This is a genomic window from Myxococcus sp. AB036A, assembly GCF_006547355.1.
In the GTDB taxonomy this organism is placed as follows: Bacteria; Myxococcota; Myxococcia; order Myxococcales; family Myxococcaceae; genus Myxococcus; species Myxococcus virescens.
Window position 1 is genome coordinate 15,378 of the sequence record NZ_VHLC01000028.1, and the last position, 24,798, is coordinate 40,175.

At 69.4% G+C, this 24,798-nt stretch carries 20 protein-coding genes, 1 pseudogene and 1 riboswitch; of the genes and pseudogenes, 9 read left to right on the forward strand and 12 right to left on the reverse strand.

The features are described from left to right. Positions 1-65: 65 nt before the first annotated feature. From FL344_RS14140 to thrA, 8 genes are all read right to left on the reverse strand, one after another. A complete protein-coding gene (locus FL344_RS14140) occupies positions 66-1,841 on the reverse strand; it encodes a M14 family metallopeptidase (RefSeq protein ID WP_141618902.1) in 1,776 nt (591 codons plus the stop codon). A 31-nt stretch (positions 1,842-1,872) separates the two neighbouring features. Continuing rightward, on the reverse strand, positions 1,873-2,808 hold the full coding sequence (locus tag FL344_RS14145; protein ID WP_011551086.1) for an MBL fold metallo-hydrolase: 936 nt from the start codon (positions 2,806-2,808) through the stop codon (positions 1,873-1,875). Between the two features lie 98 nt (positions 2,809-2,906). Further along, complete coding sequence (locus FL344_RS14150) at positions 2,907-3,740, reverse strand: MetQ/NlpA family ABC transporter substrate-binding protein (RefSeq protein WP_141618903.1); 834 nt, start codon at positions 3,738-3,740, stop codon at positions 2,907-2,909. A gap of 39 nt (positions 3,741-3,779) precedes the next feature. Continuing rightward, positions 3,780-4,451, reverse strand: coding sequence for a methionine ABC transporter permease (locus FL344_RS14155; RefSeq protein WP_141588278.1), 672 nt, complete (start codon positions 4,449-4,451; stop codon positions 3,780-3,782). Further along, positions 4,444-5,436, reverse strand: coding sequence for a methionine ABC transporter ATP-binding protein (locus FL344_RS14160; RefSeq protein ID WP_141618904.1), 993 nt, complete (start codon positions 5,434-5,436; stop codon positions 4,444-4,446). Before FL344_RS14160 ends, FL344_RS14155 begins: the two co-directional genes overlap by 8 nt. 335 nt (positions 5,437-5,771) lie before the next feature. Then, a complete protein-coding gene (locus tag FL344_RS14165; protein ID WP_141618905.1) occupies positions 5,772-6,902 on the reverse strand; it encodes a PLP-dependent aspartate aminotransferase family protein in 1,131 nt (376 codons plus the stop codon). Then, positions 6,841-7,941 (reverse strand): aminotransferase class I/II-fold pyridoxal phosphate-dependent enzyme, encoded by a 1,101-nt coding sequence (locus FL344_RS14170; protein ID WP_141588275.1) that lies wholly within the window; start codon positions 7,939-7,941, stop codon positions 6,841-6,843. Before FL344_RS14170 ends, FL344_RS14165 begins: the two co-directional genes overlap by 62 nt. A 24-nt stretch (positions 7,942-7,965) precedes the next feature. Continuing rightward, a complete protein-coding gene (gene thrA, locus FL344_RS14175; RefSeq protein ID WP_141618906.1) occupies positions 7,966-10,461 on the reverse strand; it encodes a bifunctional aspartate kinase/homoserine dehydrogenase I in 2,496 nt (831 codons plus the stop codon). A 300-nt stretch (positions 10,462-10,761) separates the two neighbouring features. Then, a riboswitch (SAM-I-IV-variant riboswitch) is annotated at positions 10,762-10,884 on the reverse strand. 181 nt (positions 10,885-11,065) lie between these two features. Here thrA and FL344_RS14180 point away from each other — a divergent pair. The 4 genes from FL344_RS14180 (at position 11,066) to FL344_RS14195 (ending at position 14,877) form a co-directional block, all read left to right on the forward strand. After that, the gene (locus tag FL344_RS14180; protein WP_141618907.1) at positions 11,066-11,662 is read left to right on the forward strand and encodes an RNA polymerase sigma factor; all 597 of its coding nucleotides are present in this window, start codon (positions 11,066-11,068) and stop codon (positions 11,660-11,662) included. Positions 11,663-11,829: 167 nt separating this feature from the next. Then, positions 11,830-12,753 (forward strand): GIY-YIG nuclease family protein, encoded by a 924-nt coding sequence (locus FL344_RS14185; RefSeq protein WP_194863105.1) that lies wholly within the window; start codon positions 11,830-11,832, stop codon positions 12,751-12,753. Positions 12,754-12,867: 114 nt separating this feature from the next. Then, positions 12,868-13,725, forward strand: coding sequence for an MbnP family copper-binding protein (locus FL344_RS14190; RefSeq protein WP_368667429.1), 858 nt, complete (start codon positions 12,868-12,870; stop codon positions 13,723-13,725). Positions 13,726-13,737: 12 nt separating this feature from the next. Further along, complete coding sequence (locus tag FL344_RS14195; RefSeq protein WP_141618910.1) at positions 13,738-14,877, forward strand: MbnH family di-heme enzyme; 1,140 nt, start codon at positions 13,738-13,740, stop codon at positions 14,875-14,877. Between the two features lie 12 nt (positions 14,878-14,889). On the opposite strand, the gene FL344_RS39050 is transcribed toward FL344_RS14195, so the two are convergent. From FL344_RS39050 to FL344_RS14205, 3 genes and pseudogenes are all read right to left on the reverse strand, one after another. Then, positions 14,890-15,237, reverse strand: a complete 348-nt coding sequence (locus FL344_RS39050) for a cytochrome-c peroxidase (RefSeq protein ID WP_228565042.1) — start codon at positions 15,235-15,237, stop codon at positions 14,890-14,892. 146 nt (positions 15,238-15,383) lie between these two features. Then, positions 15,384-15,707, reverse strand: a pseudogene (locus FL344_RS39055) (cytochrome c peroxidase); the annotation flags it as partial. Then, positions 15,704-16,732 (reverse strand): MbnP family protein, encoded by a 1,029-nt coding sequence (locus FL344_RS14205; protein ID WP_228565039.1) that lies wholly within the window; start codon positions 16,730-16,732, stop codon positions 15,704-15,706. The gene FL344_RS14205 and the pseudogene FL344_RS39055, both read right to left, overlap by 4 nt. Positions 16,733-17,268: 536 nt before the next feature. Between FL344_RS14205 and FL344_RS14210 the strand changes: the two genes are divergently transcribed. Then, positions 17,269-17,943, forward strand: a complete 675-nt coding sequence (locus FL344_RS14210) for a hypothetical protein (protein WP_141618912.1) — start codon at positions 17,269-17,271, stop codon at positions 17,941-17,943. A 50-nt stretch (positions 17,944-17,993) separates the two neighbouring features. Here the strand turns inward: FL344_RS14210 and FL344_RS14215 are convergent, their stop codons facing one another. Beyond that, positions 17,994-19,391: a chloride channel protein gene (locus FL344_RS14215; RefSeq protein ID WP_141618913.1), complete on the reverse strand. Its 1,398-nt coding sequence runs from the start codon at positions 19,389-19,391 to the stop codon at positions 17,994-17,996. Between the two features lie 132 nt (positions 19,392-19,523). On the opposite strand from FL344_RS14215, the gene FL344_RS14220 reads away from it, so the two are divergent. The 4 genes from FL344_RS14220 to FL344_RS14235 all read left to right on the forward strand — a co-directional run bounded on the left by FL344_RS14220 (position 19,524) and on the right by FL344_RS14235 (position 24,767). After that, complete coding sequence (locus FL344_RS14220; protein WP_141618914.1) at positions 19,524-22,001, forward strand: heavy metal translocating P-type ATPase; 2,478 nt, start codon at positions 19,524-19,526, stop codon at positions 21,999-22,001. A 140-nt stretch (positions 22,002-22,141) separates the two neighbouring features. After that, a complete protein-coding gene (locus FL344_RS14225; protein WP_141588267.1) occupies positions 22,142-22,555 on the forward strand; it encodes a four-helix bundle copper-binding protein in 414 nt (137 codons plus the stop codon). An 87-nt stretch (positions 22,556-22,642) separates the two neighbouring features. Further along, entirely contained in the window at positions 22,643-23,734 is a 1,092-nt protein-coding gene (locus tag FL344_RS14230) for an aromatic ring-hydroxylating dioxygenase subunit alpha (protein ID WP_141618915.1), read from the forward strand. Positions 23,735-23,885: 151 nt separating this feature from the next. After that, positions 23,886-24,767: a hypothetical protein gene (locus FL344_RS14235; RefSeq protein WP_194863106.1), complete on the forward strand. Its 882-nt coding sequence runs from the start codon at positions 23,886-23,888 to the stop codon at positions 24,765-24,767. Positions 24,768-24,798 lie beyond the last annotated feature (31 nt).

Below are 24,798 nucleotides of genomic sequence, written 5' to 3' on the forward strand. Positions count from 1 at the left end.
GGCTGAATGAAAAACGCCCCGGGGCCTGCTGGCTCCGGGGCGTCTTCATTTCATGGCCAGGCTTCCTACGGCTTCGCGGGCTTCACCGTCGCCAGCCCCTGGGGCGCGGCCTGGATGCGCAGCACGGGGTAGACGCGGAGCTGGACGTCGCGGGCCGGGTGGCGCTCATAGAAGAAGCGCAGGCGGGCGCGCGCGTCCTTGGCGAAGGCCGGGTCCTTCAACTTCGCTTCCCACTCCGCCTTCACCGAAGCGTCCTTCGCGAGCAGCTCCCGCGCGAAGGGCTCCAGCACGTAGTCCTCCACGTACTCCTTCTGCTCGAAGTGGGCGTTGAAGAAGCCCCAGGACAGCAGCGAGTCCGGCCCCGTGGGCTCAAACAGGTGCGCCACCAGCTCCACGCCCTCCTGCGCCACCGGCACGTACAGCGTGCCCGCGGGGAGCGCCTGTGACTGCGGCTCCCACGCGCCCTTCACGTTGAGCGTCTGCCGGTTCTCCACGGACTGGCTGCTCCACTTCGCTTCGGTGGCGCGGAAGCTTTCCACCGCCGCGCTGGCCACGGGCTTGGAGAGGCGCTGCGAGCGCAGGCCATGCGCGGCCAGCTTCGCTTCCACCCAGGCGGCGTGCGCGGGCGGAACCAGGTAGCCACCCGCGGGCAGCGAGGCGGTGAGCGCGGGCTGAATCTCCTCGAAGTAGGGCACCTTCCAGACCTGGGGCTTCGTGTCGTCGTAGCGAATCCACGTCTGGCCGGACACGTCGGAGGCGCCCCGCTCATAGGCGTAGCCCCGGAAGTCGATGGTCCGCTTCTGCTCCGTGTTCTTCCACGCGAGCACCACCTCGCGCGTCTTGCCGGCCGCGTCCGCCGCGTCCGCTGCCTTCACCGCCGCGCGCAGGGCGGCGCCGTCACGAGCCACCAGCCGCAGCAGGCTGGCCACGACATGCCGCGTGGCCCTCACGCGCTCCGCATAGGGCTTCCACGAGTGCGTCTCCACCAGCACACCGAAGCGGCGGTGCGCGGCCCAGTAGGCATGGCTGAAGCGCGGCGGCGGCACGCCGTAGGCGAAGCCGGAGCTGGGGTCATCGTCCTCGATGAAGGACGGGTAGAAGGGCACGGGCAGGTGCCGCTGGGACTCCAGCTCGGTGAAGAGCTCCTCGCGCAGCTTCACGCCCAGCTCGCGCAGCGCGGCCGGTCCGGACTTCTGCGGCTCGATGCTCACGGACACGTCATGTTCGAACTTGGCGCCGTTGGTGGCGTGCAGGTCGGCGTAGACGAGCGGGTCCCACGCGTGGAGGTACTTCAGCAGGGCCACCATCTCCGGGGCCTCCGCCTTGGCGTAGTCGCGGTTGAGGTTGAGGTTCTGCGCGGTGGCGCGCCAGCCCATCTCCTCGGGGCCGTTCTGGTTGGGGCGGTGGTTGGGGCCGAAGCGCTCATGTCCGTCCACATTGAAGACGGGGACGAAGACGGCGGTGACGCGCTTGAGGACGCCGGGCTGCTCCTTCCCGGCGAGCAGGTCGCGCAGCAGCCAGAAGCCAGCGTCCTTGCCGTCAATCTCACCGGAGTGGATGCCGCCCTGGAAGAAGACGACGGGGCGCTGCTTGCGCGCCGCGGCGGCGGGCGTGAGGGTGCCATCCGCGCTGGCGACGAGCGCGAGCAGCGGCCGGCCTTCCGGCGTGGTGCCAATCGTGTCGCAGCGGACCTTGCCGGGGAACGCCTTGGGGAAGGCGCGGCAGAGGGACTCCACTTCCGGGTAGCGGCCCGTGCGCGTCCAGCCGCTCTGTTCGGAGACGGTGGTGAGGGACGACGGTGCCTGATGCAGCGTCATGGCGAGGAGGGTGGGCAGGAGCATGCCCTTCCCACAACATAGCCCCTGGTGGGTTTCAACCGTGGCGCACGGTGAGTGTTCCACCTACCGGCAGCACTTCGACGCGCTCACGCGCCAGTCCTCGCCGGGTCCACTCCGCGTCCAGGCGGCGGGGCGGCTCGTCGAGCGGCTCGTCGGTGAGCTTGAAGGTGCCCCAGTGCATGGCCAGGAAGCGCGCGGCGCCCAGGTCCTCGAAGGCCTGCACGGCTTCCTCGGGGTTCATGTGCTGACGGCGCATGAACCAGGCCGGGTCATACGCGCCAATGGGCAGCATCGCGGCGTCGATGCCCGGGTAGCGCAGGCCAATCTCCTTGAAGCCCTCGAAGTAGGCGGTGTCGCCGGAGTGGAAGACGCGGGCGCTGGAGCCTTCGATGACGAAGCCGCCCCACAGCATCTCGTTGACGTCGTTGAGGCCGCGGCGGCTCCAGTGCTGCGAGGGGACGAAGTGCACCGTGACAGCGCCCACCTGCGTGGAGCGCCACCAGTCCAGCTCCGTGACGCCCAGGCCCGAGCCCCGGAACACCGGCGCATGGCCCAGGCCGGTGACGATGGGCGCGCCCACCTTCTCCAGCGTGGGCAGGTCCAGGTGGTCGTAGTGGTTGTGGGAGACGAGGCTGGCGGTGATGGGCGGCAGCTTCTCCAGGGGGACGCCGGGCGGGACGTTGCGCCGGATGACGCCGCTGATGGCGTCGCGCAGCACCGGGTCGATGAGCAGCGACAGTCCGTCCAACTGCACGAGCCAGCTCGCATGTCCCAGCCACGTCAGCCGCGCGCCTTCTCCCGTCGCGGGCGGCGTGGCGAGCAGCGCGAGGTCGGGCTCCACGCGGGGGACCTCGGCGCGGGCCGGGGCCTTGCGGCGGCGGCCGGCGAGCTTGTCGGCCACGGCCCACTTGAAGATGCTGCTGAACGGCTGCGGTCCGCTGCCATCGAGGTTCTTGAACCGCAAGGCCATGTGCTCGCTCCCTCGTCTGGCGGGGCTGGGAGGGCCCCGCGCGCGTGCCCCTGTCATGCTCGGGCCGGGCACGGCGCGCAAGGAAGACGTGGCATCCGTCAGAAGGCGGGCACCACCGCGCCGCCGTAGGTGGACTCGATGTAGCGGCGCACGTCGTCGGACTGGAGCGCCTTCACCAGCGTGCGCACCTCGGGGCGTTGCTCGTCACCCTGGCGCACGGCGAGCACGTTGGCGTAGGGGTTCTCCCGCGCCGCCTCGCGGGCCAGCACCTTCGCGTCCAGCTTCAGGTGCTTCTGGGCCTCCAGGAAGTAGTTGCCGTTGATGACGGCGGCGGCCACGTCCTCCAGCGTGCGGGGCTGCTGCTCCGCATCAATCTCCCGCAGGTCGAGCTTGCGCGGGTTGCCCACCACGTCCCGCACCGTCGCCGTGGCGCCCGCGTCCTCGCGCAGGCGCAGCAGGCCCTGGGCTTCGAGCAGGCGCAGCGCCCGCGCCAGGTTGCTGGGGTCTGCGGGCAACGTCACTTGCGCGCCCTCCGGCAGCTCCGCGAGCTGACGGAACTTCGTGGAGTAGAGCGCCAGGGGCTCCAGGTGCACCGGGCCGGCGCTCGTCAACGCGAGCTTCCTGTCTCCGGCGAAGCGCTCCAGGTAGGGCACGTGCTGGAAGTAGTTGGCGTCGAGCTGTTTGTCAGACAGCGCGATGTTCGGCTGGACGTAGTCGGTGAACTCCACCACGTCCACGCGCACGCCCTCGCGCAGGGCCACGGCGGCGGCGGCGCGGAGAATCTCTCCGTGGGGCACCGGGTTGACGCCGACCTTCAACGTGCGGATGCCGGAAGACTCGCCCGAGGACGCCTCCTGCTTCTGGCAGGCCGTGAGCAGCAGCGTCACGGAGAGCAGCAGCGGGGTGAGCAGGGAACGAGAGGGGGACTTCATGTCGGAAGACTCCAGTGACAACGGGAAGGAGAGGGCGCGTCAGCGCGACGAGCGCGCGCCGGTGTGGTCGAAGCGGGAGGCCAGCGCGTCACCCAGCCATTGGACGAGCTGCACCAGCACCAGCAACACCACCAGGCAGCCCAACATGACGTCGGTGCGGAAGCGCATGTAGCCGTACTTCACCGCGAGGTCGCCCAGGCCGCCGCCGCCCACCGCGCCCGCCATGGCGCTGTAACCCAGCAGGCTGATGATGACGAGCGCGGTGCCGCGCACGAGCGACGGCAGCGCCTCCGGAATGAGGACGTGGAAGACGATGCGGCGGTGGGTGGAGCCCATGGCGATGGCGGCCTCCACCAGCCCGGCGTCCACTTCGCGGAGGCTCTGCTCGACGACGCGGCCCATGAAGGGAATGGCCGCCACGACCAGGGGAACGATGGCGGCGGTGGTGCCGATGGTGGTGCCCACCAGCAGGCGGGTGAGCGGGACGATGGCCACCATGAGGATGATGAACGGCACGGAGCGGCCCACGTTGACGAGCGTGCCCAGCACCCGGTTCAGCGCCGGACGTTCCCACAGGCCACCCCGGTCCGTGACGACCAGCAGCACGCCCAGGGGCAGTCCCGCGAGGAGGACGAGCGCCGCGGCCACGGACGTCATGTAGAGCGTCTCACCGGTGGCCACGCCCAGCAGGCGCGGAAGCTGGCTATCCATGTGCGGCCTCCTCGAGCGTCAGTCCCTGCTCACGCAGGTAGGCGAGTGCCTGGCTCACGGCATCGGCGGAACCCTGGAGGTCGACGAGGAGCCTCCCCACGCGGGTGTTGCCCACGCGCTCCATGGCGCCTTCCACCAGCAGGGCGTCCACGTCGAACTGGCGCGCCAGGGTGCCCAGGAGGGGCCGCCGGGCGTGCTCGCCCGCGAGCGTCAGCGCCACGCGGCGGCCCGAGGGGGCGTCCGTCGGCGGTGCGAAGGCCGGAAAGCACAGTTGATGCAACCGGGTGCTGGGATGGGCGAGCAGCTCCGTCACCTTGCCCTGCTCCACGAGCCGCCCCCGCTCCAGCACCGACGCCGAGTCGCAGATGGCCTTCACCACGTCCATCTGGTGGGTGATGAGGAGCAGCGTCACGCCGAGCTTCTGGTTGATGTCACGCAGCAGCCCCAGCACCGAGCGCGTCGTCTCCGGGTCCAGCGCGGAGGTGGCCTCGTCGGAAAGCAGGACGCGAGGCCGGGGCGCCAGCGCCCGCGCGATGCCCACCCGCTGCTTCTGTCCGCCGGAGAGCTGCGAAGGGTAGGCCTGCGCCTTGTCGGACAGTCCCACGAGCGACAGCAGCTCCTCCACGCGCTCGCGGATGGCCCCGCGTGGGGCGCCCGCCACTTCCAGCGGGTACGCGACATTCGCCGCCACCGTCTTCGAGCCGAAGAGGTTGAAGTGCTGGAAGATCATCCCGATGCCCTGGCGAGCCTTGCGCAGTGCCTCGGGACTGAGGGCCAGCAAGTCCTGTCCGTCGACGGAGACGGAGCCCTCGGTGGGGCGCTCCAGGAGGTTGGCGCAGCGGATGAGCGTGGATTTGCCGGCGCCGCTCTGTCCCAGCACGCCGTGGATTTCACCGGCCTCCACCCGGAGCGACACGTTCCTCAGCGCCGCGACCTCCCGCCCGCCCGCCGTGTAGACCTTGCTGACTCCGCGAAACGCAATCACGGCGTGGCGCTCCGGCTGGGCGTGGCTCGCGCGGGCCCAGGGGGCCGCTGCTCATTCGTGTCCGGGGTGCCGCGCATGGACTGCTCCTGGGGACTGCGAAGGTGGGACGGGGGCTCGCACGAGGTGCGCGAAGGACGGCCCGTGCCTGAACGCAGCAGGCAACGGGCCGGGAGGAACGTCGGTTCGTTTCGTGAGGGAGGCTCAGCGCGCGCGAACGGACGGACCCGTGGGGGCATGACAACACATGCCTCCGCGACAGAATCCGAACATGGCGCAACCAGCGAGCATCGGCACAGACAGGTAATGGAGCCGACGCGCCATGTCAACCTGACGGCTTATGCCGCCGCGCGGTCTGCCTGCGTGAATGCCCGCACGAAGTCCTCTTGCAGGTCCTCCAGGTCCTCCAGTCCCACCGAGAAGCGGATGAGTCCGTCGGTGATGCCTCGGCGCTCCCGCTCGGCGACGGGGACGGAGGCGTGGGAGTGCCGCGCAGGGACGGTGACGATGCTCTCCACCGCGCCCAGCGACACGCCCAGCAGGGGAAGCTGGAGCGATTCCACGAAGGGCGCCGCCAGGGTGTCCTGGGCCAGCCGGAACGACACCACCGCGCCCGTGCCCGGATAGAAGACCCGCCGCACCTCCGGCCGCTCGGTGAGCCACTTCGCCAGGGCCCCCGCCGTGCGCACCTGTCGCTCCAGGCGGACCTGCAGCGTCTTGATGCCCCGCTGGAGGAGGAAGCAGTCCTGGGGGCCCAGCACCGCGCCCACCGCGTTCTGGAGGAAGCCGAGCTCCTGCGCGAGCGCGGGCGTCTTCACCACCACCGCCCCGGCGACGACGTCACTGTGGCCGCCGAGGTACTTGGTGGCGGAGTGGATGACGATGTCCGCGCCCTCGGTCAGCGGACGCGAGAGGGCCGGGGACAGGAACGTGTTGTCCACGATGAGCAGCGCCCCATGCGCCTGGGCCACCCGCGCCATCGCGGGGATGTCGGTGCGCTTGAGGAAGGGATTGCTCACGCTCTCCACCAGCAGCGCCCGCGTGTTGGGGCGGAGGGCTGCGTGCACGGCGTCCGGGTCGCTGGTGTCCACGAAGGTGGCTTGCAGGCCGAAGCGGCTGAAGACGCGCGTGAGCACCCGGTAGGTGCCGCCGTAACAGTCGTCCGTCACCACGACGTGGTCCCCCGCGCTGAAGAGCATCAGCACGCTGGACACGGCGGCCATGCCAGAGCCGAAGGCAAAGGCCGCGTGGCCTTCATCCAGCGCAGCGAGCACGCCCTCCAGGGCCTTGCGCGTGGGATTGCCGGAGCGCGCGTAGTCGAACTCGCCGGGCGTCTCCAGGCCCGGCTGGTCGAACATGGACACCTGGTAGATGGGGACAGCGGCGGCGCCCGTGACGGGGTCCTGCTCATGCCCCGTGTGCAGCAGACGGGTCGCGAAGCGCGTGGGCCAGGTCGGCGATGATGTCATGGGAGTCCTCGATTCCTACGGAGAGCCGGAGCAGCCGGTCGGAGATGCCCAGCGCCTCCCGGCGCTCGGCGGGGATGTCAGCGTGGGTCTGCGTGGTGGGGTAGGTGATGAGCGTCTCCACGCCGCCGAGCGACTCGGCGAAGAGACACAACTGCACGGACGCGAGCACCTGGGGCACCAGGGCCACATGGGCGACGGTGAAGGACAGCATCCCACCCACGCCGGGATAGAAGACGCGCTCCACGCCCGGGTGGGCGCGCAGCCACGCGGCCACTTCCCGCGCGTTGGCCTGGTGCCGCTCCATGCGCAGGGCCAGCGTCTTCAGGCCGCGAATCACCAGGTACGCGTCCTGCGGACCAAGAATCGCGCCGATGCCGTTCTGGAGGTACGCCAGCCGCTCGCCCAGCGCGGCGTCCTTGACGACCAGCGCGCCCGCGACGACGTCGTTGTGTCCGGCCAGGTACTTCGTCGCGCTGTGCACGACGATGTCCGCGCCCAGCTCCAGCGGGCGCTGGAGCCACGGCGTGAGGAAGGTGTTGTCGACGATGAGCAGCACTCCGGCCTTGCGGGCAATGGCCGCCAGTTCGGAGAGGTCTGCGGTGCGCATCATGGGATTGGTGGGCGTCTCCACGACGATGGCGCGGGTGTTGGGGCGCAGCGCGTCCCGCACGGCGCTGGGCCGGGAGGTGTCCACGAAGGTGCAGGGGACGTGGAGGATGCGGTCCACCAGCCGGTAGGTGCCGCCGTAGAGGTCCTCGGTGAGGAGGACGTGGTCCTCCGGGCCGAAGAGCTGGAGGGCACAGTGCAGCGCCGCCATGCCGGAGCTGAAGGCCAGGCCCCGGCTGCCACCCTCCAGCTGCGCCAGCGCATCTTCCAGCGCGGAGCGGGTGGGGTTTCGCGTGCGCGAGTAGTCGTAGCCGGTGGACTGCCCGAGCGCGGGGTGCTGGAAGGTGGCGGATTGGTAGATGGGGACGGCGACCGCGCCGGTGGAGGGGTCGCGGCGCACGCCTGCGTGGACGAGAGCGGTGGCGAGTTTCATGAGAGGACCCTTTCGGTGGCGCGCTCAGCGACCGCGCAGCGTCTGGGAGATGCGGAGGATGTCCGCCAGCACGCCGGACGCGGTGACGGCGCCGCCCGCGCCCGCGCCCCGGACGGTGAGCGGAAAGTCGCTGTGGCGGGTGGTGGTGAAGGAGACGAAGGACTCGGAGCCGCGGAGGTCCGCTGCGGGGTGGCCCGCTTCGACGCCGACGGGGCCCACGCGGATGACGGGACTGCCCGTGCCCGCCTTCGATGGGTCGATGCGTGCCAGGTAGCGCAGCACGGTGCCGGCGTGGCGGCAGCGGGCCACACGCTCCGCGTAGGCCGCGTCCTGCGTGGCGAGCACCTGGAAGAACGAGTCCACGCTGGCGCACTCGGCCGTGGCGACGAAGGGCTCCAGCGCCACGTCCGACAGGGAGAGCGGCAGGCCCAGCTCCCGAGCGAGGATGAGCGCCTTGCGCGCGACGTCCGTGCCGCTCAAGTCCTCGCGAGGGTCCGGCTCCGTGAAGCCGCGCTCCCGAGCAGTGCGGACGGCCCGGGACAGGGGCACGCCGGCCGTCAGTTCGTTGCAGATGAAGCCCAGGCTGCCGGACAGGGACGCGGTGATGAGGCGAACGGTGTCACCGGTGCGCACCAGGTTCGCCAGCGTGTCGATGACGGGCAGGCTGGACGCCACTGTCGTCTCGTAGTGGTACGCGACGTGGTTGCGGCGCGCCGTGTCCACCAGCGCTTCGCGGGCCTCCCACGGCAGCGCCAGCGGCTTCTTGTTGGCCGCCACCACGTGGATGCCGCGCTGGAAGGCCTCCGTATAGAGCGCCTCCAGCCCGCCCGCGGCGGTGCAGTCGACCAGGATGGGGACGGGCAGCCGCCGGAGCGCGTCCAACAAGGGGACCAGGGTGCGAGTCTGGGGCGCTTCGGGCGTCACGCCTTCGAGCCGCGCCTCCACACCGTCGAGCGTGAGCCCCGCCGCGTCGAAGAGCGCTCGCTTGCTGTCCGCCAGTCCCACGACGCGCAACGCGATGCCGTGCCTGTCCCGGAGCAGCGCCTGCTGGGCGCGAAGCTGGGCCAGCAGTTGTCCGCCCACCGTGCCTCGGCCGAGGACGAAGAGGCTCACCTGCTGATGGGCCAGGTTGAAGGCCGCGTGCGTGGTGCGCGCGGCGACGGCGGTGTCCGCCGCGTCGACGACACACGAAAGGGAGCGGGAGCTGGCACCCTGGGCGCTGGCGCGCACGTTGACGCCCACCGCGCCCAGCGCGCTGAAGAAGCGCCCGGCCACGTTGACGCCGTGACCCATGGTCTCCGCCACCAGCGTCAGCAGCGTCACCGGCTGGCGGACCTCCAGCGGTTCCACTTCGCGGCGTGACAGCTCCTGCGCCAGCTCGGCGGCGAGCACGGACCGCGCGTGCTCCGCGTCGGGGCGAGGCACGACGACGGCCAGTGACTGGCCATTGGCGGACTGTGCGGTCATCCACACCGTGACGCGCGCTTCTCGCAGCGCGGCCAGCACGCGCTCTCCCAGTTGGAACTGGTCGGACAGCTTGCGCACCTCGATGCCGAGCAGCGCCAGGTCCTCGCGCGTCGCGATGCAGGCGGGACGCTGGCCGTCGCGCGAACCGATGGCGTCGATGAGCGTGCCCGGATGCTCCGGCTCCATGGTGTTGCGGATGCGCAGGGAGATTCCGGACTCGATGAGCGGAATCATCGTGCGCGGGTGCAGCATGCGGGCGCCCACCGCCGCCAGCTCCAGGCCCTCGCCATGGGTGAGGTGCGCCACGGGGTAGGCGTCCGTGACCAGCTCCGGGTCGGCGGTGTGCAGGCCGAGCACGTCCGTCCACACCGTGACTTCCGACGCGCCCAGGCCCTGGGCCACCAGCGCCGCGGTGTAGTCGGAGCCGTTGCGGCCCAGCGTGGTGGTGCGTCCATCCGGCGTGGCGGCGATGAAGCCGGGGAGCACGGGCACCTCAGCGCCCCACGTCTCCCGGGCGGCTTGGAGTCGCTCCCGCGTCCGAACCAGGTCCACCCGCGCCGCGCCGAAGCGGTCATCCGTCACCAGGAGCTGCCGCGCGTCACGGAAGGTGGCGGACGTGCGATGGGCCGTGAGCAGCTCCGCCAGCAGCGTGGCGGACACCAGCTCACCGAACGACAGCACCCGGTCTCTCGTGGGGGCGGAGCACTCTCGCGTGAGTGAGACGCCATGGAGCAACTGGCGCAGCGGCGCGACGAGCCCGTCGACACGCTCGGCCAGCGCGGTGGCTTGTCCGGGCGCCAGCGCCGTGGCGTTGGTCTTCGCGAGGTCGGCGATGCGCGTGGCCACCGCGAGCGCGCCTTCCAGGTCACCCTCGGTGGCGAGGCGGGCCGCGTCCAGCAGCCAGTCCGTGGTGTCGCCCATCGCGGAGACGACCACTGCCAGCGGGCCTTGCCGCGCGTGCTTGCCAATCAGCTCCACCACCTGGCGGAGCCGCGTGGGCGAGCCCACGGACGTGCCACCGAACTTCATCACCTGCAGGGACGTGCTGCTCATTGAAGAACCTCGAGGGGGCCGGCGGGCCCTGATTCGAAAGGGAAGGGCAGACGCGGCGCCCTGTGCCGGACACACGCCGGCCAGACGCGGCGCGCGAGCGCCCACGGAGGGAAGAATGAAGGGGTTGGAGTGGGAGCCCTGGCGGACTAGTGCGTGCCGCCGGGCCAGCGCATTCGATGCGTGACGCGCGCGCGGCGAAGCACGGACAACACGGGCGCGGCGGTCAACGGTGCGGGTGCGGAGCAGGTGGATGGAACCACGGAGGTCCTCTCTCACCGAAGCGGGAGGGAGCCCTCCGGCTTCGGACGCTTGGATTGCTCGGGGAGCCCCTGCTCCTCGAACCGCATCGTTTGGACACCTTGGAGGTCCGACTCCAGGTTGTCGGGCCACCGCGCGAGGCGGCGGCCGCTCTTGATGCTGCGCACGAAATAAGCGTGGACCCGGGTGTCTGTCAATGCCTCGTGTGGTTTCGCTTCCGTCACGGCAGCTTCCATTCACGTCAGGGTTTGGCGGGAATGCCCGGTGCCCGGGGCGGGTGCCGGCGCCAAGGCGTTGAAAACATGGGGCCGGAATGTGCAGATGACGGGAGGGAAAGGAGCGCGGCGTGACGGAGACCGGACAGCTGGGTGACGAGGTGGTGCGTGCGCTGGTGGACAACCACCGCCAGTTCCTCGCCTTCCTGGAGCGGCGTGTGGGCAGCCGCGCCATCGCGGAGGAAATCCTCCAGGCCGCGTTCGTGAGGACGCTGGAGAAGGGCGGCGCGCTGAAGGAGGGCGAGGGCGCGGTGGCGTGGTTCTACCGGCTGCTGCGCAACGCGCTGGTGGACCACTACCGGCGCCAGGCGGCGGAGGGGCGCGCGCTGGAGCGCGAGGCGCAGGAGGCGGAGGGGGCCATGGTGGACACGGAGCTGAAGCAAGCCGTCTGCGCGTGCGTGGGTGAGCTGGTGCCCACGCTCAAGCCGGAGTACGCCGACATCCTGCGGAAGGTGGACCTGGCGGAGCGCGGTGTCCCGGACGTGGCGCGCGAGGCGGGCATCACCGCGAACAACGCGGGCGTGCGGCTCCACCGGGCCCGCCAGGCGTTGAAGAAGCAACTGGAGCGAAGCTGCGGCAGCTGCGCCGCGCACGGATGCCTGGACTGCTCTTGCAAGCCATCCCACCGGGCAGGCGAGGCCTTGGCGTCTGGCTCGGCGGACGTCTGAAAGCGCTTGCACCGGGACGGTCCGCTTCGTTAACTCCCACCCAGGTGCCGAGGGGCGCCTGCCCGAAAAGACGACGTCACCCTCGCTTCTCTCCGCCGTTCGACAGTTCCAGATGAGTTCCTTTCACGGCCCACGAACGGGTGAGGGCCGACGCCAAGGGACTTTTCATGCGAACCGTCGTCACCCTCCACGAATGCAAGGTCCGTGCGTCGCTCCTGCTCAAGGAGCTGGCCTCGGCGGATGCGTCGCGCGCGGCCCGGGCCGCGGAGCGGCTGCGCGTCCTGCCCGGCTTCGCGGGACTGCCCTTGGGCGAGGTGCTCGCGCGCAAGGAGACGGTGCAGCGCAAGCATGCGCTGACCGTCATCGCGCGTGAGCAGGGGCACGCCACCTGGGGCGAGCTGAAGCAGGTGCGTGAGCTCGACTTCGAGCACCTGCTCGCCCCCGTGGGCGGCTCCCACCTCAATCGCTGGTTCTCTTCCTATGCGGAGGCCGCTGACTCCCTGCGGACGCAGGGCGGCTTCCTCTTTCCGTTCCGTGAGCAGTTCTTCGTCTGCGAGGCCAGCCTCGTCGAGGCGCTCGGCGTCGACCCCGCGGACGCGGACTGGTCGCTCATGGGCCGCGACTGGATGGCGCCGAAGGATGGGGCCGCGCAGGCCCGGCTCGCCCAGCGGTTCGCCCGGCATTCGCCTTCCCACGCTTCAATTTCCCCAGACACGAGGTCTCCCATGTCCGCTGGCTCCCGCCGCTCCGAACTGAAACGTGCCTACCGGGAAGCACCGCCTCCCATGGGCGTGTACGCCGTGCGCTGCCTCGCCAACGGCAAGGTGTTGGTGGGCGCGAGCGCCAACGTCCAGGGCATGCTCAATCGCATCCGCTTCGAGCTGTCCACGGGCATGGACCGCCTGCCCACGCTGCTGGAGGACTGGAAGCGCTACGGGGCAGAGCAGTTCACCTTCGAGGTGCTCGACGTGCTGAAGCCTTCCGACGAGCCCGTGGTGGCGCCGGAGGAGGAGCTGAAGGTGCTGGAAGCGCTCTGGTTGGACCGGCTCAAGCCTTACGGCGACGCGGGCTACAACGTGCAAGCCGGCTGAGGTTGGCCGCCTGTTTCCTTCCGTGGGGCAAGTACAGCGGCCTGTGGCAACTTGCCACGTTCTCCCCCCGTCGGGATTGCGTTACGCGGAGACTCCATTTCAAGGGAGTCCGCCATGGTGTCCGCTCATCGTCGTGCCGTCCGTCTGTTTCCCTTCGCGCTCCTGGGCGTCCTGGGCTGTGGCGATGGTATGGAAGTCGCCATCCCCTTCGAGGCCCGGGTGGGCAGCGAGCCCTTCGCATGTGGCCGCAGCTACACCGGGGTGGGAACAACGGGGACGACGTACGAGCCCATGGACCTGCGCGTGTACCTGCACGACGTCCGCCTCGTCACGGCCGAGGGCTCTGAGGTGCCACTGAAGCTCGAGCAGGACGGGCGGTGGCAGACACAAGGCACGGCGCTGCTCGACTTCGCGGACAAGACGGGCCTGTGCACCAACGGCACGGAGGCGACGAACCTGCGCATCACCGGCACGGCGCCCGAGGGTGTCTACACCGGCCTGCGCTTCAAGCTGGGCGTGCCGGAGACGCAGAACCACCTCGACGTGTCCACGGCGCCCTCGCCGCTGAACGACACGAGCCTCTACTGGAGCTGGCGCTCGGGCTATCTCTTCACGCGCATCGAGGGCCGGACGACGGGACTTCCCGAAGGGCACGTCATGCACCTGGGGAGCACGGACTGTGCACCGCCGCCGGAGGGCCGGACGAACGGCACCGCGGGATGTACGTTCGGCAACCGTCCGGAGGTGGCCCTGGACTCGTTCGACCTGGCGTCTGGCAAGGTGGTGCTGGATTTGGGGGCGCTCTTCTCAGGCTCGAACCTGGACGAGAACGCGGAGGTTCCCAACACCTCCGTGGGGTGTATGTCGCAGCAGGCGGACCCGGACTGTGCGCCCATGTTCGGCCGGATGGGGCTGACGCACCGGAGCCAGGAGATGGCACCGGGGCCTCAGTCATTCATCAAGGCGGAGTAGGAGGGGGACGTCATGGTGTGGCGTGTGGGAAGACGAGCAGGGGTGCTGGTGGTGCTGGCCTGGCTGAGCGCGGGCTGTGGCAGCAAGGACAGTGAGGCGGAGCGCTACGTGTGGAAGCTGCCCACGGGGTTTCCCACGCCGCGAGTGCCCGCGGACAATCCGATGACGGAGGAGAAGGTGCAGCTGGGCCGGAGGCTCTTCTTCGACGTGCGCCTGTCACGGAACGAGACACAGTCCTGCGCGTCCTGCCATGACCCGGCGCGAGCCTTCACCGAGCCCCTGGTGACGTCGCAGGGCAGCACGGGCGAGACGCACCGCCGCAACTCCCAGGGGCTGGCCAACGTCGCCTATGCCACGAGTCTCACCTGGGCGAATCCCTCGATCACGACGCTGGAGGCGCAGGCGTTGGCGCCCTTGTTCGGCAAGGAACCGGTGGAATTGGGCTTCGGCGACAGGGAAGAGGAGTTGCTCGGCCGGCTGCGCGCGGTCCCGGGGCTGGAGGCCGAGTTCCAGCGCGCGTTTCCGGAGGCCGTGGAGCCCGTGTCCGTGGCCACGCTGACGCGGGCGCTGGCGTCGTTCCAGCGCACCCTCATCTCCGGTAACTCCGCGTATGACCGCTATGTGTATGGCAATGAAGTGGAGGCCATGACGCGGCAGCAGAAGCGGGGCATGGAGTTGTTCTTCTCGGAGCGGCTGGAGTGTGACCACTGCCACTCCGGCTTCAATTTCCAGGACGCCACGGTGCACGAGGCGACGGTCGAGCCCATCCTGCCCTTCCACAACACGGGTCTCTACAACGAGGACGGCCAGGGCGCGTACCCTGCCGAGGATCCGGGCCTCATCGAGCTGACGGGCCGTCCCGAGGACATGGGCCGCTTCCGCGCGCCGTCCCTGCGCAACGTGGCCGTCACCGGGCCGTACATGCACGACGGCAGTCTGGCCACGTTGTCGGACGTGCTGGACCACTACGCCGCGGGAGGGCACGCGCGGCGGGTGCGCGGCGGCGAGGCCAGTCCGCTGCAGAGTGGCTTCGTGCGAGGCTTCACGCTGACCGAGCAGGAGAAGGAAGACGTCTTGGCATTCCTCGAGTCGCTCACCGACACGGAGTTCCTGACGGACCCGCGCTTCTCGGACCCGTCCACCGTGCCGTGAGGGCCGCTGTGCTCACTGCGGGGGCGCCAGCTCGCTCGCGGTGAGGAACGGTTCATCTGTCAGGGCGTGGAGGAAGGCGAGGATGGCGTCTTTCTCCGAGTCATCCAGCGACAGCCCGGGAGATGGGCCTTCGCGCTGGAAGACGGCGTCGAGCGTGGTGGAGGCCACCATGCCGCCGCGGTAGTGCTCCAGGACGTCTTCCAGGGTCGCGAGCCGTCCGTCATGCATGTATGGCGCGGTGACAGCGACATTGCGCAGGGTGGGCGTCTTGAATCGCCCCGCGTCCTCGGCGCGCTGCGTGACGCGCCCCCTGCCTCGCGACTCCGCCTCGTCTTCGCCAAAGGCCGCGTCCGAGTCCAATCCGTTGTTGTGGTAGGCGTTGTCGGTGAAGAGCTCCGTGGCGTGGCACGTGGCACGTGGCGCAGTGCCGCTGGACCAGCGCCAGCCCGTGCTCCGCCGTCCCAGAAGAGTCCTTCCATCCAGGCGAGGTTGATGAGGGCAGGGGCGTGTCGCACCAGGGGGCGTCCGCTGACGCCACGTCGGGTGAGGGCCGCGTCGTCCGCGAAGGCTCGCGCCTGCTCATGGCAAGTGGCGCAGGACACCTGGCCATTGGAGGACAGCCGAGGTGAGTGGAACAGCCGGCGTCCCAGGGCGATGCCCTCAGGCGTGAGTGGATTGTCCGGAGGCGAGGGAATGGACGTCTTGCCCACGGGGAGATGCCGTGGGAATGGGCCCTCCGCGTCTGGTGAGGAGGGCCCTTCTCCACACGCGCCCATCAGGAGCAAGCCCAGGGACGCGGCGGCCATGCCCCGAGGCGCGGCGGGGCTCATCGGTCGGCGTTCTCCACCGACACCAGGGTGAACATGTTGGCGAAGCCGTCCGACAGCGTGGCGCTCTCGGAGCTCTGCGTGGCGCCGATGCTGGGCGTGGTGCTCGGGTTGAGCGACGCGAACAGGGCCGCCACGTTGGCCTGGAGGTTCACCGCCAGGCGCTTCTGGGAGTTGACGGTGACGGTGGTGGGGAACGCCAACTCCACCGTGCGGTAGTTGGCGTTGGTGCCGGTGTCCCAGGTGAAGTCGCCCTGCGTGCCCTGGGCCGTCACGTAGGTGCCGTGCGTCTTGGTGAAGATGTAGCTGGTGAACCACATCCAGCTTACGGACGCCATGTTCTGGAGGACGTGCAGCTCACCCGCCTGGCGGCTCAGGTCGTCGTTGTAGGTGGGGTCCACGCCGATGCTGAACCGGATGCCCGAGTAGGTGCCCGCGGGAACCGCGCGGGCCTGGACGCGCTCGCGGCGGTTGGCGGGAAGCGTCACGGAGTTCGAGGTGCCGTCCAACTCCTGCGCGTTGATGACCTCCATGAGGTGGTAGCTGTCGGTGAGCGCCCTCGTGGTGCCGTCCTGCTTGAGCAGCGTCACGTTGGAGAGCCAGTACCGGACCTGGGAGATGGTGACGGTGTCTCCGCCCGCGGTGGCGTACGTCTGGCCCAGGACGAATGGCGCGGTGCCGAAGACGAAGGCCGCGCTCAGCTCCAGGCTGCCGTCCATGGCGGCCATCTGGGTTCGCAGCGCCGCGAGTTCCGCGCGCACCTGGGTGAGCTGTTGATAGACGCCCTCCCAGTCCTGTGATGCCAACAGCTCCCGTGCCTCTTCGAGCTGCTGGGTGATGTCGGCCAGCTCCGCCTGAGCTGTTTCCGCGTCCTGCTGCTGCCGCACGACCTGGGCTTCGAGCCGGGTGACCTCTGCCTCGAGCTCCGAGACCTGCTGCTCGAGCTGGCGGCGTTGATCCTCCGATGCCTGGAGTTGCTCGTTGGTCGCGCCGTCATCACCACAGGCGGGCAGCGCCAGGAGTGCCATGGCGGCCAGGGCCAGCATCCGGCACAAAGCGGGGAGTGAAGAGAGGGAAGTGTGCTTTTTCATGGCACCGCACTGTGCCGAGTGCACGGCCGAGCGGAGCTGTGGCGTCTTGTCGCGCGGCAACATGCCGCCAAGCGGCGCGCTCACCGGCATGGAGTTCCTGTAGGACCGAGGTTGCGAAGCCCTGGCCACCCGCACCGCTTTCCGGAACATGGGCATGGCGGGAATTTGAAAGGAGGGAACGCGCAGCGGCCTCGTTGGTTTCGATTGAATTGCGTGGATGTCTTGTCTGTGCGGTGGCGCGTGGGACGGACGCGCGCATCAATGTTGTCCTTGCTCCCGTGTTTGGGTGGCGGGTGACTCTCATGGCCATGTGATGCCAGTTGAGGGGCATTGGGTCGTGTATGACTCTTGTGCCGTCCTCAATGTGTGGGGTTCGATTGATTAGGAATGGTTGAAAACTCCATGGGAAAGTGCTGAACTGCATGCGTCTTCTCAGGTGAATGCGCGGACGAAGTGCTCGCCCCGGGGGGGGAATGAACAGAAAAATCGTGTTGTGTGCCGTCGTGTTTGCGCTGGCTGGTTGCGGGCATCGTGGGTTCTACGCCCATGTCCCCATTGCGAGTGCTGCGCTCGTCCACGCGTGCGCTGTTGCGGAGACGGACTTCCATTTCCAGAAAGCAGGAGGAAGCCTGACTCGAAAGCTTGAGATGGAAATGGCGGCTGGTGGCGAGGCCACTTCGACAGTGGAGATTGAGGTTTCAAAGGCGACGCCTGGATTTGAATCGACCGCTTCGTCCGCCAAGACGCTCAAGTTCGAAGTGGCCACCATTCCTTCATTGGATGCCTGCCTCGTGTGGGGGTATCTGCCTCAACTCGGTCTTAATGGTTGCCTTCCGAATGGCGGGAAATCCGCCCCTTGTACCTCGGCGAATGCACGCGATTTGCTTGCATCGATCCAGAATGAAAAGGCGATTCAGCAGAGGGCGAGCGTTGACCTGGTATGTCCAGCAGGTCCCGTCTTGGTGAGTTTGATGGGGTTTTCACCCAAGCAGGGTGTCTACAAGGCTGAGGGATGTGGGAAAGCCGCGCGTTACGTCGTCACTAATGCAGCGGAAGGGCCCCAATCTCAGCAGGGAGCAGACAGCCCCATGAGAGAGATTCGGAGGGAAATCGAGCCAGGGACGGGAGTATCCCAGGACAGTCTCTAGAGAGGCTCGTCCTCGGCGTCGAAATGTGAGGCGGGACCTGAACGCGTTGATCACGCATTCGCGACAGGTTCCACCGCCACCGCCTCCTCGCGGCGCTGCTCGTTGTAGACGGACAGCCGCAGCGTCAGCACGTAGGTGACGCAGCAGGCGAGGACGGCGGGCGGGCCATACGCGGAGCCGAACACCTCCAGCACCAGGGCAATGGCCGCCAGTGGCACGCCGACCACCGCGACCAGCGCGGAGGCAATGCCCACCACCACGAACACCGTCACGTCCGCTGGCCCCGTGCCCGTCACCGATGCGAGCATCTGGGCCGTGGCCGCGCCCGACACGCCGCCCAGCACCATGCTGGGGATGAGCATGCCCGCCGAGCCGCCCGACTGCACCGTGAAGCCCGTGGTGAGCAGCTTCCCACCCACGATGAGCAGCAGGTACCACCACAGCGACAGCGGCCCCGGCGCATTCGCCAACAGCTGGGCGATGGTGTACTCGCCCATGCCCAGCACGTGCCGGAAGTCCATGCCCGCGCCGTAGTAGAGCCCTCCGGCCACCAGGATGGTGCACAGCGCCCCCATGGCGCCGCGCAGCACTGGGCTGACGCGCTCCACCACCTGGCGCGTGTGCTTCATGGTCAGGCCGAACAGCAGCGCGACGGGCGCGGACACCGCCACGGCCACCAGCGCGGTGAGGCCGTACTCCCCCAGCGTGTACGTGTGCGGGTGCGGCGGCGCCACGAAGATGGGCTTGAAGCCGAGGAAGCGGTTGTTGAGCGCGTACGCGATGATTCCCGCCAGCAGGCAGTACGCCAGCTTCCGGTAGACAATGCGGTTGCCGTAGACGACCTCGAGCGCGAAGAGCGCGGCGGCGAACGGCGCGTTGAGCAGCGTTCCCACCGCCGCGGCGATACCCGCCAGTTGGCAGGTGCGCAGCGTGTGCTCGGAGCGGGCACGGGTGATGCGGGCCACGCCCGCGCCCAGGGACTCGCCCACCAGAACCACCGGACCCTCCAGCCCGCCCGACGCGCCGGTGCCCAGCGTGAGCAACGTGGCCACCGCTTTGCGCAGGGCGAGCCGGATGGCGGGCCGTGAGTAGCGAGGGCGCGGGTCGTCCGCCGGGTCCTCGTAGGTGATGTGGTAGTTGAAGAGCGCGACGTTCACCCCATCCGAGGCCACGTCGCTCCAGCCGGGCCGGCGGTTGAGCAGCCCTCGCAGCAGTCCGCCCAGCAGCAGCACGCCCGCGAGCACCAGCGGCGCCCACCAGAGGCTCCGCCCCGACGCGAACGCCAGCAGCGTGTCACTGGTGGCATGGACGCCATACCGCAGCGCCGAGCACACCCCCCAGATGAGCACCGTGCCCAGGACGACCCGGCCCACCGTGCGCAGCACCGTGTCCCACGAGTCGTGAAGGGCACTCTGCTCCTCGTCCAGGGGCTCTCGACGGCCAGCCATGGAGCGAGAGGGGATGTGCTTGGAGGTCAAGATGAATGTCCGTGGCCGGAGGAGCGATTACCTCTAGAGAAACACCCAGTAGGAGCCGGCCGGGTGCTTCGTTGGCCTGGGCGAAAGGAGCCTCGAAGCGCCATGCCCCAACACCCTTCGCACGCGCCGCATTCCCGCACGCCCCCTCCCTCTCCGGCCGGGGATGCGCCCGCCATCGACCCCGTCTGCGGCATGAAGGTCGACCCGAACGCCCCGAAGGGCGGTCACCTGGAACACGCCGGGCTGACCTACGCCTTCTGCAATCCCCGGTGCAGGGAGCGGTTTCGCGCGGACCCGGAGCGCTACCTCTCGCCCGCGGAGACCGCGCCGGAACCGGCGCCGGCGCCGGGGACCCTCTACGTCTGCCCCATGGACCCGGAGGTCCGCCAGTCGCATCCCGGCGCCTGCCCCAAGTGCGGCATGGCACTGGAGCCAGAGACGCTTCCCGTCCAGGAGTCCCGCGTCGAGTACGTGTGTCCCATGCACCCGGAGGTGGTGAAGGACGGCCCGGGGACCTGCCCCAAGTGTGGCATGGCGCTGGAGCCGCGCACGGTGCTGGCGGAGGAGCCGCCGGACCCGGAGCTGCAATCCATGCGACTGCGCTTCCGCGTGGGCCTGGTGCTCACGGTGCCGCTGCTCGTGCTGGCCATGTCGGACATGCTTCCCGGGCAGCCCGTGCAACACGCGGTGTCCGCGGGCGTGCTGGCCTGGGCACAGCTCGTGCTGGCCACGCCCGTGGTGCTCTGGGTGGGCTGGCCCTTCTTCCAGCGTGGCTGGGCATCGGTGCGCAACCGGCACCTCAACATGTTCACCCTCATCGCGTTGGGGACGGGTGCGGCGTATCTGTTCAGCGTCTTCGCCACGCTGCTGCCGCGGGCCCTACCACAGGGACTGCGCACGGGGCACGGCGGCTCCGCGCCCCTCTATTTCGAAGCCGCCGCGGTCATCGTCACCCTGGTCGCGCTGGGACAGGTGTTGGAGCTGCGCGCCCGGCACGCGACTTCCGGTGCGCTGCGGGCGCTGCTGAGCCTCGCGCCGCCGGTGGCGCGGCGAATGGGAGAGGACGGTCACGAGGAGGATGTGCCGCTCGCGAGCGTCCAGTCCGGGGACACGCTGCGCGTGCGCCCCGGAGAGAAGGTGCCCGTGGACGGCGTGGTGCTCCAGGGGACCAGCGCGGTGGATGAGTCCATGGTGACGGGCGAGTCGCTGCCCGTGGAGAAGGCCCCGGGTGCGCAGGTGACGGGCGGAACGGTGAATGGCACGGGCTCACTGGTGATGCGCGCCGAGCGCGTGGGCCAGGACACGTTGCTCTCCCGCATCGTCCAGCGCGTGAGTGAAGCGCAACGCACCCGCGCGCCGATTCAGCGGCTCGCCGACAAGGTGGCGGCCGTCTTCGTGCCGGTGGTCATCGCGGTGGCGGTGGTGACGGCGGGCATATGGGCCATCTGGGGACCCGAGCCCCGGTTGGTGCACGCGGTGGTCAACGCGGTGGCGGTGCTCATCATCGCCTGCCCCTGCGCGCTGGGGCTGGCCACGCCCATGTCCGTCATGGTGGGCACCGGGCGCGGCGCCCAGGCGGGCGTCCTCATCCGCGACGCGGCGGCGCTGGAGCGGCTGGAGGCGGTGGACACGCTGGTGGTGGACAAGACGGGCACGCTCACCGAGGGCAAGCCGCGCCTCGTGACGGTGGTGCCCGCGCCGGGCTTCGAGGAGGCGCGGCTGCTGCGGCTGGCCGCGAGCCTGGAGCGTGGCAGTGAGCACCCGTTGGCCGCGGCCATCGTCGCGGGCGCGAAGGCGCGTGGCGTGACGCTGGCGCCCGTGGAGGACTTCCGCTCGCTCACGGGCAAGGGCGTCGTGGGCAAGGTGGAGGGCGCCGACGTGGCCCTGGGCAACGCGGCCCTGACGGAATCGCTCCAGGTGCATGGAGGGGAATTGACCTCCCGGGCCGAGGCGCTGCGGGCAGAGGGCCAGACGGTCGTGCTGGTGGCGGTGGAGGGGAAGGCTGCGGGGTTGCTCGGTGTCGAGGACCCGGTGAAGTCCTCCACGCCGGAGGCCCTCGCGTTGCTGCGCGAGGAAGGGCTTCGGGTGGTGATGCTCACGGGCGACAGCCAGACGACGGCGGACGCGGTGGCGCGGCGGCTGGGCATCACCGAGGTCATCGCCGGGGTGTTGCCGGAGGCGAAGGGCGACGCCGTCCGGAAGCTCCAGCAGGAGGGGCGGGTGGTGGCCATGGCGGGAGACGGCGTCAACGACGCGCCCGCGCTGGCGCAGGCGGACGTGGGCATCGCCATGGGCACCGGGACGGACATCGCGATGGAGAGCGCGGCGGTGACACTGGTGAAGGGGGACCTTCGGGCCATCGCTCGGGCACGCCGCCTGAGCCAGGGCACGCTGCGCAACATCCGGCAGAACCTCTTCTTCGCCTTCATCTACAACGCCGTGGGTGTGCCGGTGGCGGCGGGCGTGCTGTACCCCGTCTTCGGTCTGCTCCTCAGTCCCATCTTCGCCAGTGCCGCGATGAGCCTCTCGTCGGTGTCCGTCATCGGCAATGCGCTCCGGCTGCGGAAGCTGAAGCTGTAGGCCCGGTTGTGTGGGAGGCCGCCTGTACCGGGCTCCCTCCCTCGAGCCGGGGGCGGACGGCCCGCCGAGGCCCACCCGCGCGGCGCTGGGATGCCCACCCTTGAGCTCGAACGCACCGCACCCTGGGAGAGGTGGACACCATGGCTCTAGCCGAAGAGATGAACGCCGACAGCGACATGCGCCAGTGCATCGAGGACTGCCTGGCCTGTCACCGCATCTGCATGGAGACGCTGACGTATTGTCTGGGAATGGGCGGCAAGTATGCGGAGGCCAGACACCTGCGCTTGCTGATGGACTGTGCGGAAATCTGCCAGACGAGCGCGAACTTCATGCTGCGGGGCTCGGAGCTGCATAGCCGCACCTGCTTCGCCTGCTCGGAAGTCTGCGGGCGCTGCGCGGAGTCCTGCGCGCAAATGGGCGAGGACGTGGTGATGAATGCCTGCGCGGACATGTGTACCCGGTGCTCGGATTCGTGCTGGAGGATGGGCGGCGGTGTCATGCCGCGGACGCCCAACCCGGAGGCCGCCCAGCGCGCCGCCGACCTTCCCGCGTGAGGGGGCGCCCGGAAGAGTCCAGGCAAGCCGGAACGGCCCTGTCGCGGAGCCCTTCACGCGCCGTCGAGGCCGATTAGAGTGCGCTCCATGAGCTCTCGCGAGGAGGGGCGCACCTCCGGTACGCCCGCTGGACATATCTCCGTCGTCCACCTGCCCAACGCCTGGTTCATCCTCTGTGCTTCGAGTGAGCTGGGAGACAAGCCCCTGGCGCGCACGCTCCAGGGCTCGCCCCTGGTGCTCTTCCGAGGCGAGGGCGGCAAGCCCGCGGCCCTGGTGGACCGCTGCCCGCACCGCAACGTGCCGCTGTCGCTGGGCCGGGTGAAGGAAGGCCAGCTCCAGTGCGGCTACCACGGCTGGCGTTTCGACGGCGCGGGGCAGTGCCGCGCCATCCCTGGCTTCCTGGGCGAGCCCGGCGCGCGTGCTCGCTGTGCCACGGCGCATGCCACGCGTGAGCAGGATGGCTTTGTCTGGGTCTACTCCACGCCGGGCGTCGAGCCCACCACGGAGCCCTACCGCTTCCCGCTTCTGGAGGCGCGCGAATACACCACCGTGCGCCGCACGCTTCGGGCCCCCGGCTCGCTGCACTCCACGCTGGAGAACACGCTGGACGTGCCCCACACCGCGTACCTCCATGGCGGGCTGTTCCGGACCGAGGAGAAGCGGAACGAAATCGACGTGGTGGTGCGCCGGAGCGCGGACAAGGTGGAGGCCGAGTACATCGGCGAGCCGCGTCCCAGCGGGCTCGTGGGCCGGCTGCTCGCGCCGGGTGGCGGGGTGGTGCAGCACTTCGATCGCTTCCTGATGCCCTCCATCGCCCAGGTGGAGTACCGCATCGGTGACACCAGCCACATCATGGTGACCTCCGCGATGACGCCCGTGTCGGACTGGGACACGCTGGTGTACGCGGTGGTGACGTTTCGTCTGCCATTGCCCCGCTGGGTGGTGCGCGCGGCGCTCCCGCTTCTCATGCCCGTGGCGCTCCACATCTTCGGGCAGGACGCGCGCATCCTCCGGCAGCAGACGGAGACCATCCGCCGCTTCGGCACGGAGGCCTATGCCTCCACGGAAATCGACGTGCTCGGTCCCGGCATCCTCCGCCTGCTGCGCGCCGCCGAGCGTGAGAAGCCTGGCGCCGTGGGGGACGCGGTGCATGAAACACGACTGAAGATGCGGACCTGAGAGCCATTGCGACGCGGCGTGTCGTGAGACACGGTGGAGACACTGGGTCTCACGATACCTGGGGCCGCTCCATGTATCTGAATGGAGCCCTGGGCTGAAACACTTGCGCGCTGTTAGCGTGGCGCCCCCTCGCAATTCCCCCGGAGTCCCCATGCGGTTTCCCGTTCGCGCGGCGCTGGCAGGCGCGGCGCTGCTGTTCGCGCCCCAGGCATTGGCCACCAACTACACCCTGTGGATTCACGGGAAGAACTCCGGAGGCACGAAGCAGGGCAACTACGCCGACTTCTCCGCCTGGGGGCCTGCGTCCACGGCGGCCGGGGTGAACAAGAAGGCCGTCAACTGGGACGGGCGGCAGCGGATTGGCGGGCAGAATGTGTACATCCGGGATGCGCTCGACTGCTACTGCACCGGAGACAACTGGTGCTACATCGCGGTGCACAGCGCGGGGAACCTCCAGATTGGTTACGCGCTGGCGCTGTATGGCGGCTCGGCGCGCTACAAGAAGAACGCGAAACCGAATGCCAGCGGTGTGTGTGGCAACACCGATGGGAAGACGCAGACGGGCTGGAACATCAAGTGGGTGAACGTGGCGTCGGGTGCCGCTGGAGGCAGCGAGCTGGCGGACATGGGCGAGTGGGCCGTGAGTGACCCCATCGTCAGTGACCTCGTGACGACCACCGCGCGCGCCATGTACAACCACAACACCACGCGCGGCATCCGCTTCAACATGTTCGCGGGCGCCAAGGGCAAGGTGTACTCGGGGCTCCTCCCGGGGCAGGACGACGACGCGGTGTCGTACCACTCCACGGGCGGCGTGTCGGGCAGCGCGGGTGGGGCCTACTGCAACCCGTCCGACTGGTTCTGCAACGACTTGACACTGGGCTCCAACGCCTGTGAGGGCGGCCGGACCAAGTGGACCAACCACTTCGTGAAGTTCCGCGACGACGGCGAATCCCACGGCCACGGTGCCAACGGGAAGTGGGAAGGCATTGTCGGCAAGGTGCGCGCCGACATGGTCACCAACGCGAAGTAGTCGCAGGTTCGCCGCCGCCCTGCGAGGACAG

What these genes read in the sequence shown, in the direction of transcription:
- FL344_RS14155 (WP_141588278.1), bottom strand. Translation starts at nt 4,451, where the DNA reads ATGGATAGCCAGCTTCCGCGCCTGCTGGGCGTGGCCACCGGTGAGACG.
- FL344_RS14190 (WP_368667429.1), top strand. Translation starts at nt 12,868, where the DNA reads ATGGTGTCCGCTCATCGTCGTGCCGTCCGTCTGTTTCCCTTCGCGCTC.
- FL344_RS14215 (WP_141618913.1), bottom strand. Translation starts at nt 19,391, where the DNA reads ATGGCTGGCCGTCGAGAGCCCCTGGACGAGGAGCAGAGTGCCCTTCAC.
- FL344_RS14235 (WP_194863106.1), top strand. Translation starts at nt 23,886, where the DNA reads ATGCGGTTTCCCGTTCGCGCGGCGCTGGCAGGCGCGGCGCTGCTGTTC.
- FL344_RS14170 (WP_141588275.1), bottom strand. Translation starts at nt 7,941, where the DNA reads ATGAAACTCGCCACCGCTCTCGTCCACGCAGGCGTGCGCCGCGACCCC.
- thrA (WP_141618906.1), bottom strand. Translation starts at nt 10,461, where the DNA reads ATGAGCAGCACGTCCCTGCAGGTGATGAAGTTCGGTGGCACGTCCGTG.
- FL344_RS14145 (WP_011551086.1), bottom strand. Translation starts at nt 2,808, where the DNA reads ATGGCCTTGCGGTTCAAGAACCTCGATGGCAGCGGACCGCAGCCGTTC.
- FL344_RS14150 (WP_141618903.1), bottom strand. Translation starts at nt 3,740, where the DNA reads ATGAAGTCCCCCTCTCGTTCCCTGCTCACCCCGCTGCTGCTCTCCGTG.
- FL344_RS14205 (WP_228565039.1), bottom strand. Translation starts at nt 16,732, where the DNA reads ATGGCACTCCTGGCGCTGCCCGCCTGTGGTGATGACGGCGCGACCAAC.
- FL344_RS14165 (WP_141618905.1), bottom strand. Translation starts at nt 6,902, where the DNA reads ATGACATCATCGCCGACCTGGCCCACGCGCTTCGCGACCCGTCTGCTG.
- FL344_RS14195 (WP_141618910.1), top strand. Translation starts at nt 13,738, where the DNA reads ATGGTGTGGCGTGTGGGAAGACGAGCAGGGGTGCTGGTGGTGCTGGCC.
- FL344_RS14185 (WP_194863105.1), top strand. Translation starts at nt 11,830, where the DNA reads ATGCGAACCGTCGTCACCCTCCACGAATGCAAGGTCCGTGCGTCGCTC.
- FL344_RS14210 (WP_141618912.1), top strand. Translation starts at nt 17,269, where the DNA reads ATGAACAGAAAAATCGTGTTGTGTGCCGTCGTGTTTGCGCTGGCTGGT.
- FL344_RS14140 (WP_141618902.1), bottom strand. Translation starts at nt 1,841, where the DNA reads ATGCTCCTGCCCACCCTCCTCGCCATGACGCTGCATCAGGCACCGTCG.
- FL344_RS14225 (WP_141588267.1), top strand. Translation starts at nt 22,142, where the DNA reads ATGGCTCTAGCCGAAGAGATGAACGCCGACAGCGACATGCGCCAGTGC.
- FL344_RS14220 (WP_141618914.1), top strand. Translation starts at nt 19,524, where the DNA reads ATGCCCCAACACCCTTCGCACGCGCCGCATTCCCGCACGCCCCCTCCC.
- FL344_RS14230 (WP_141618915.1), top strand. Translation starts at nt 22,643, where the DNA reads ATGAGCTCTCGCGAGGAGGGGCGCACCTCCGGTACGCCCGCTGGACAT.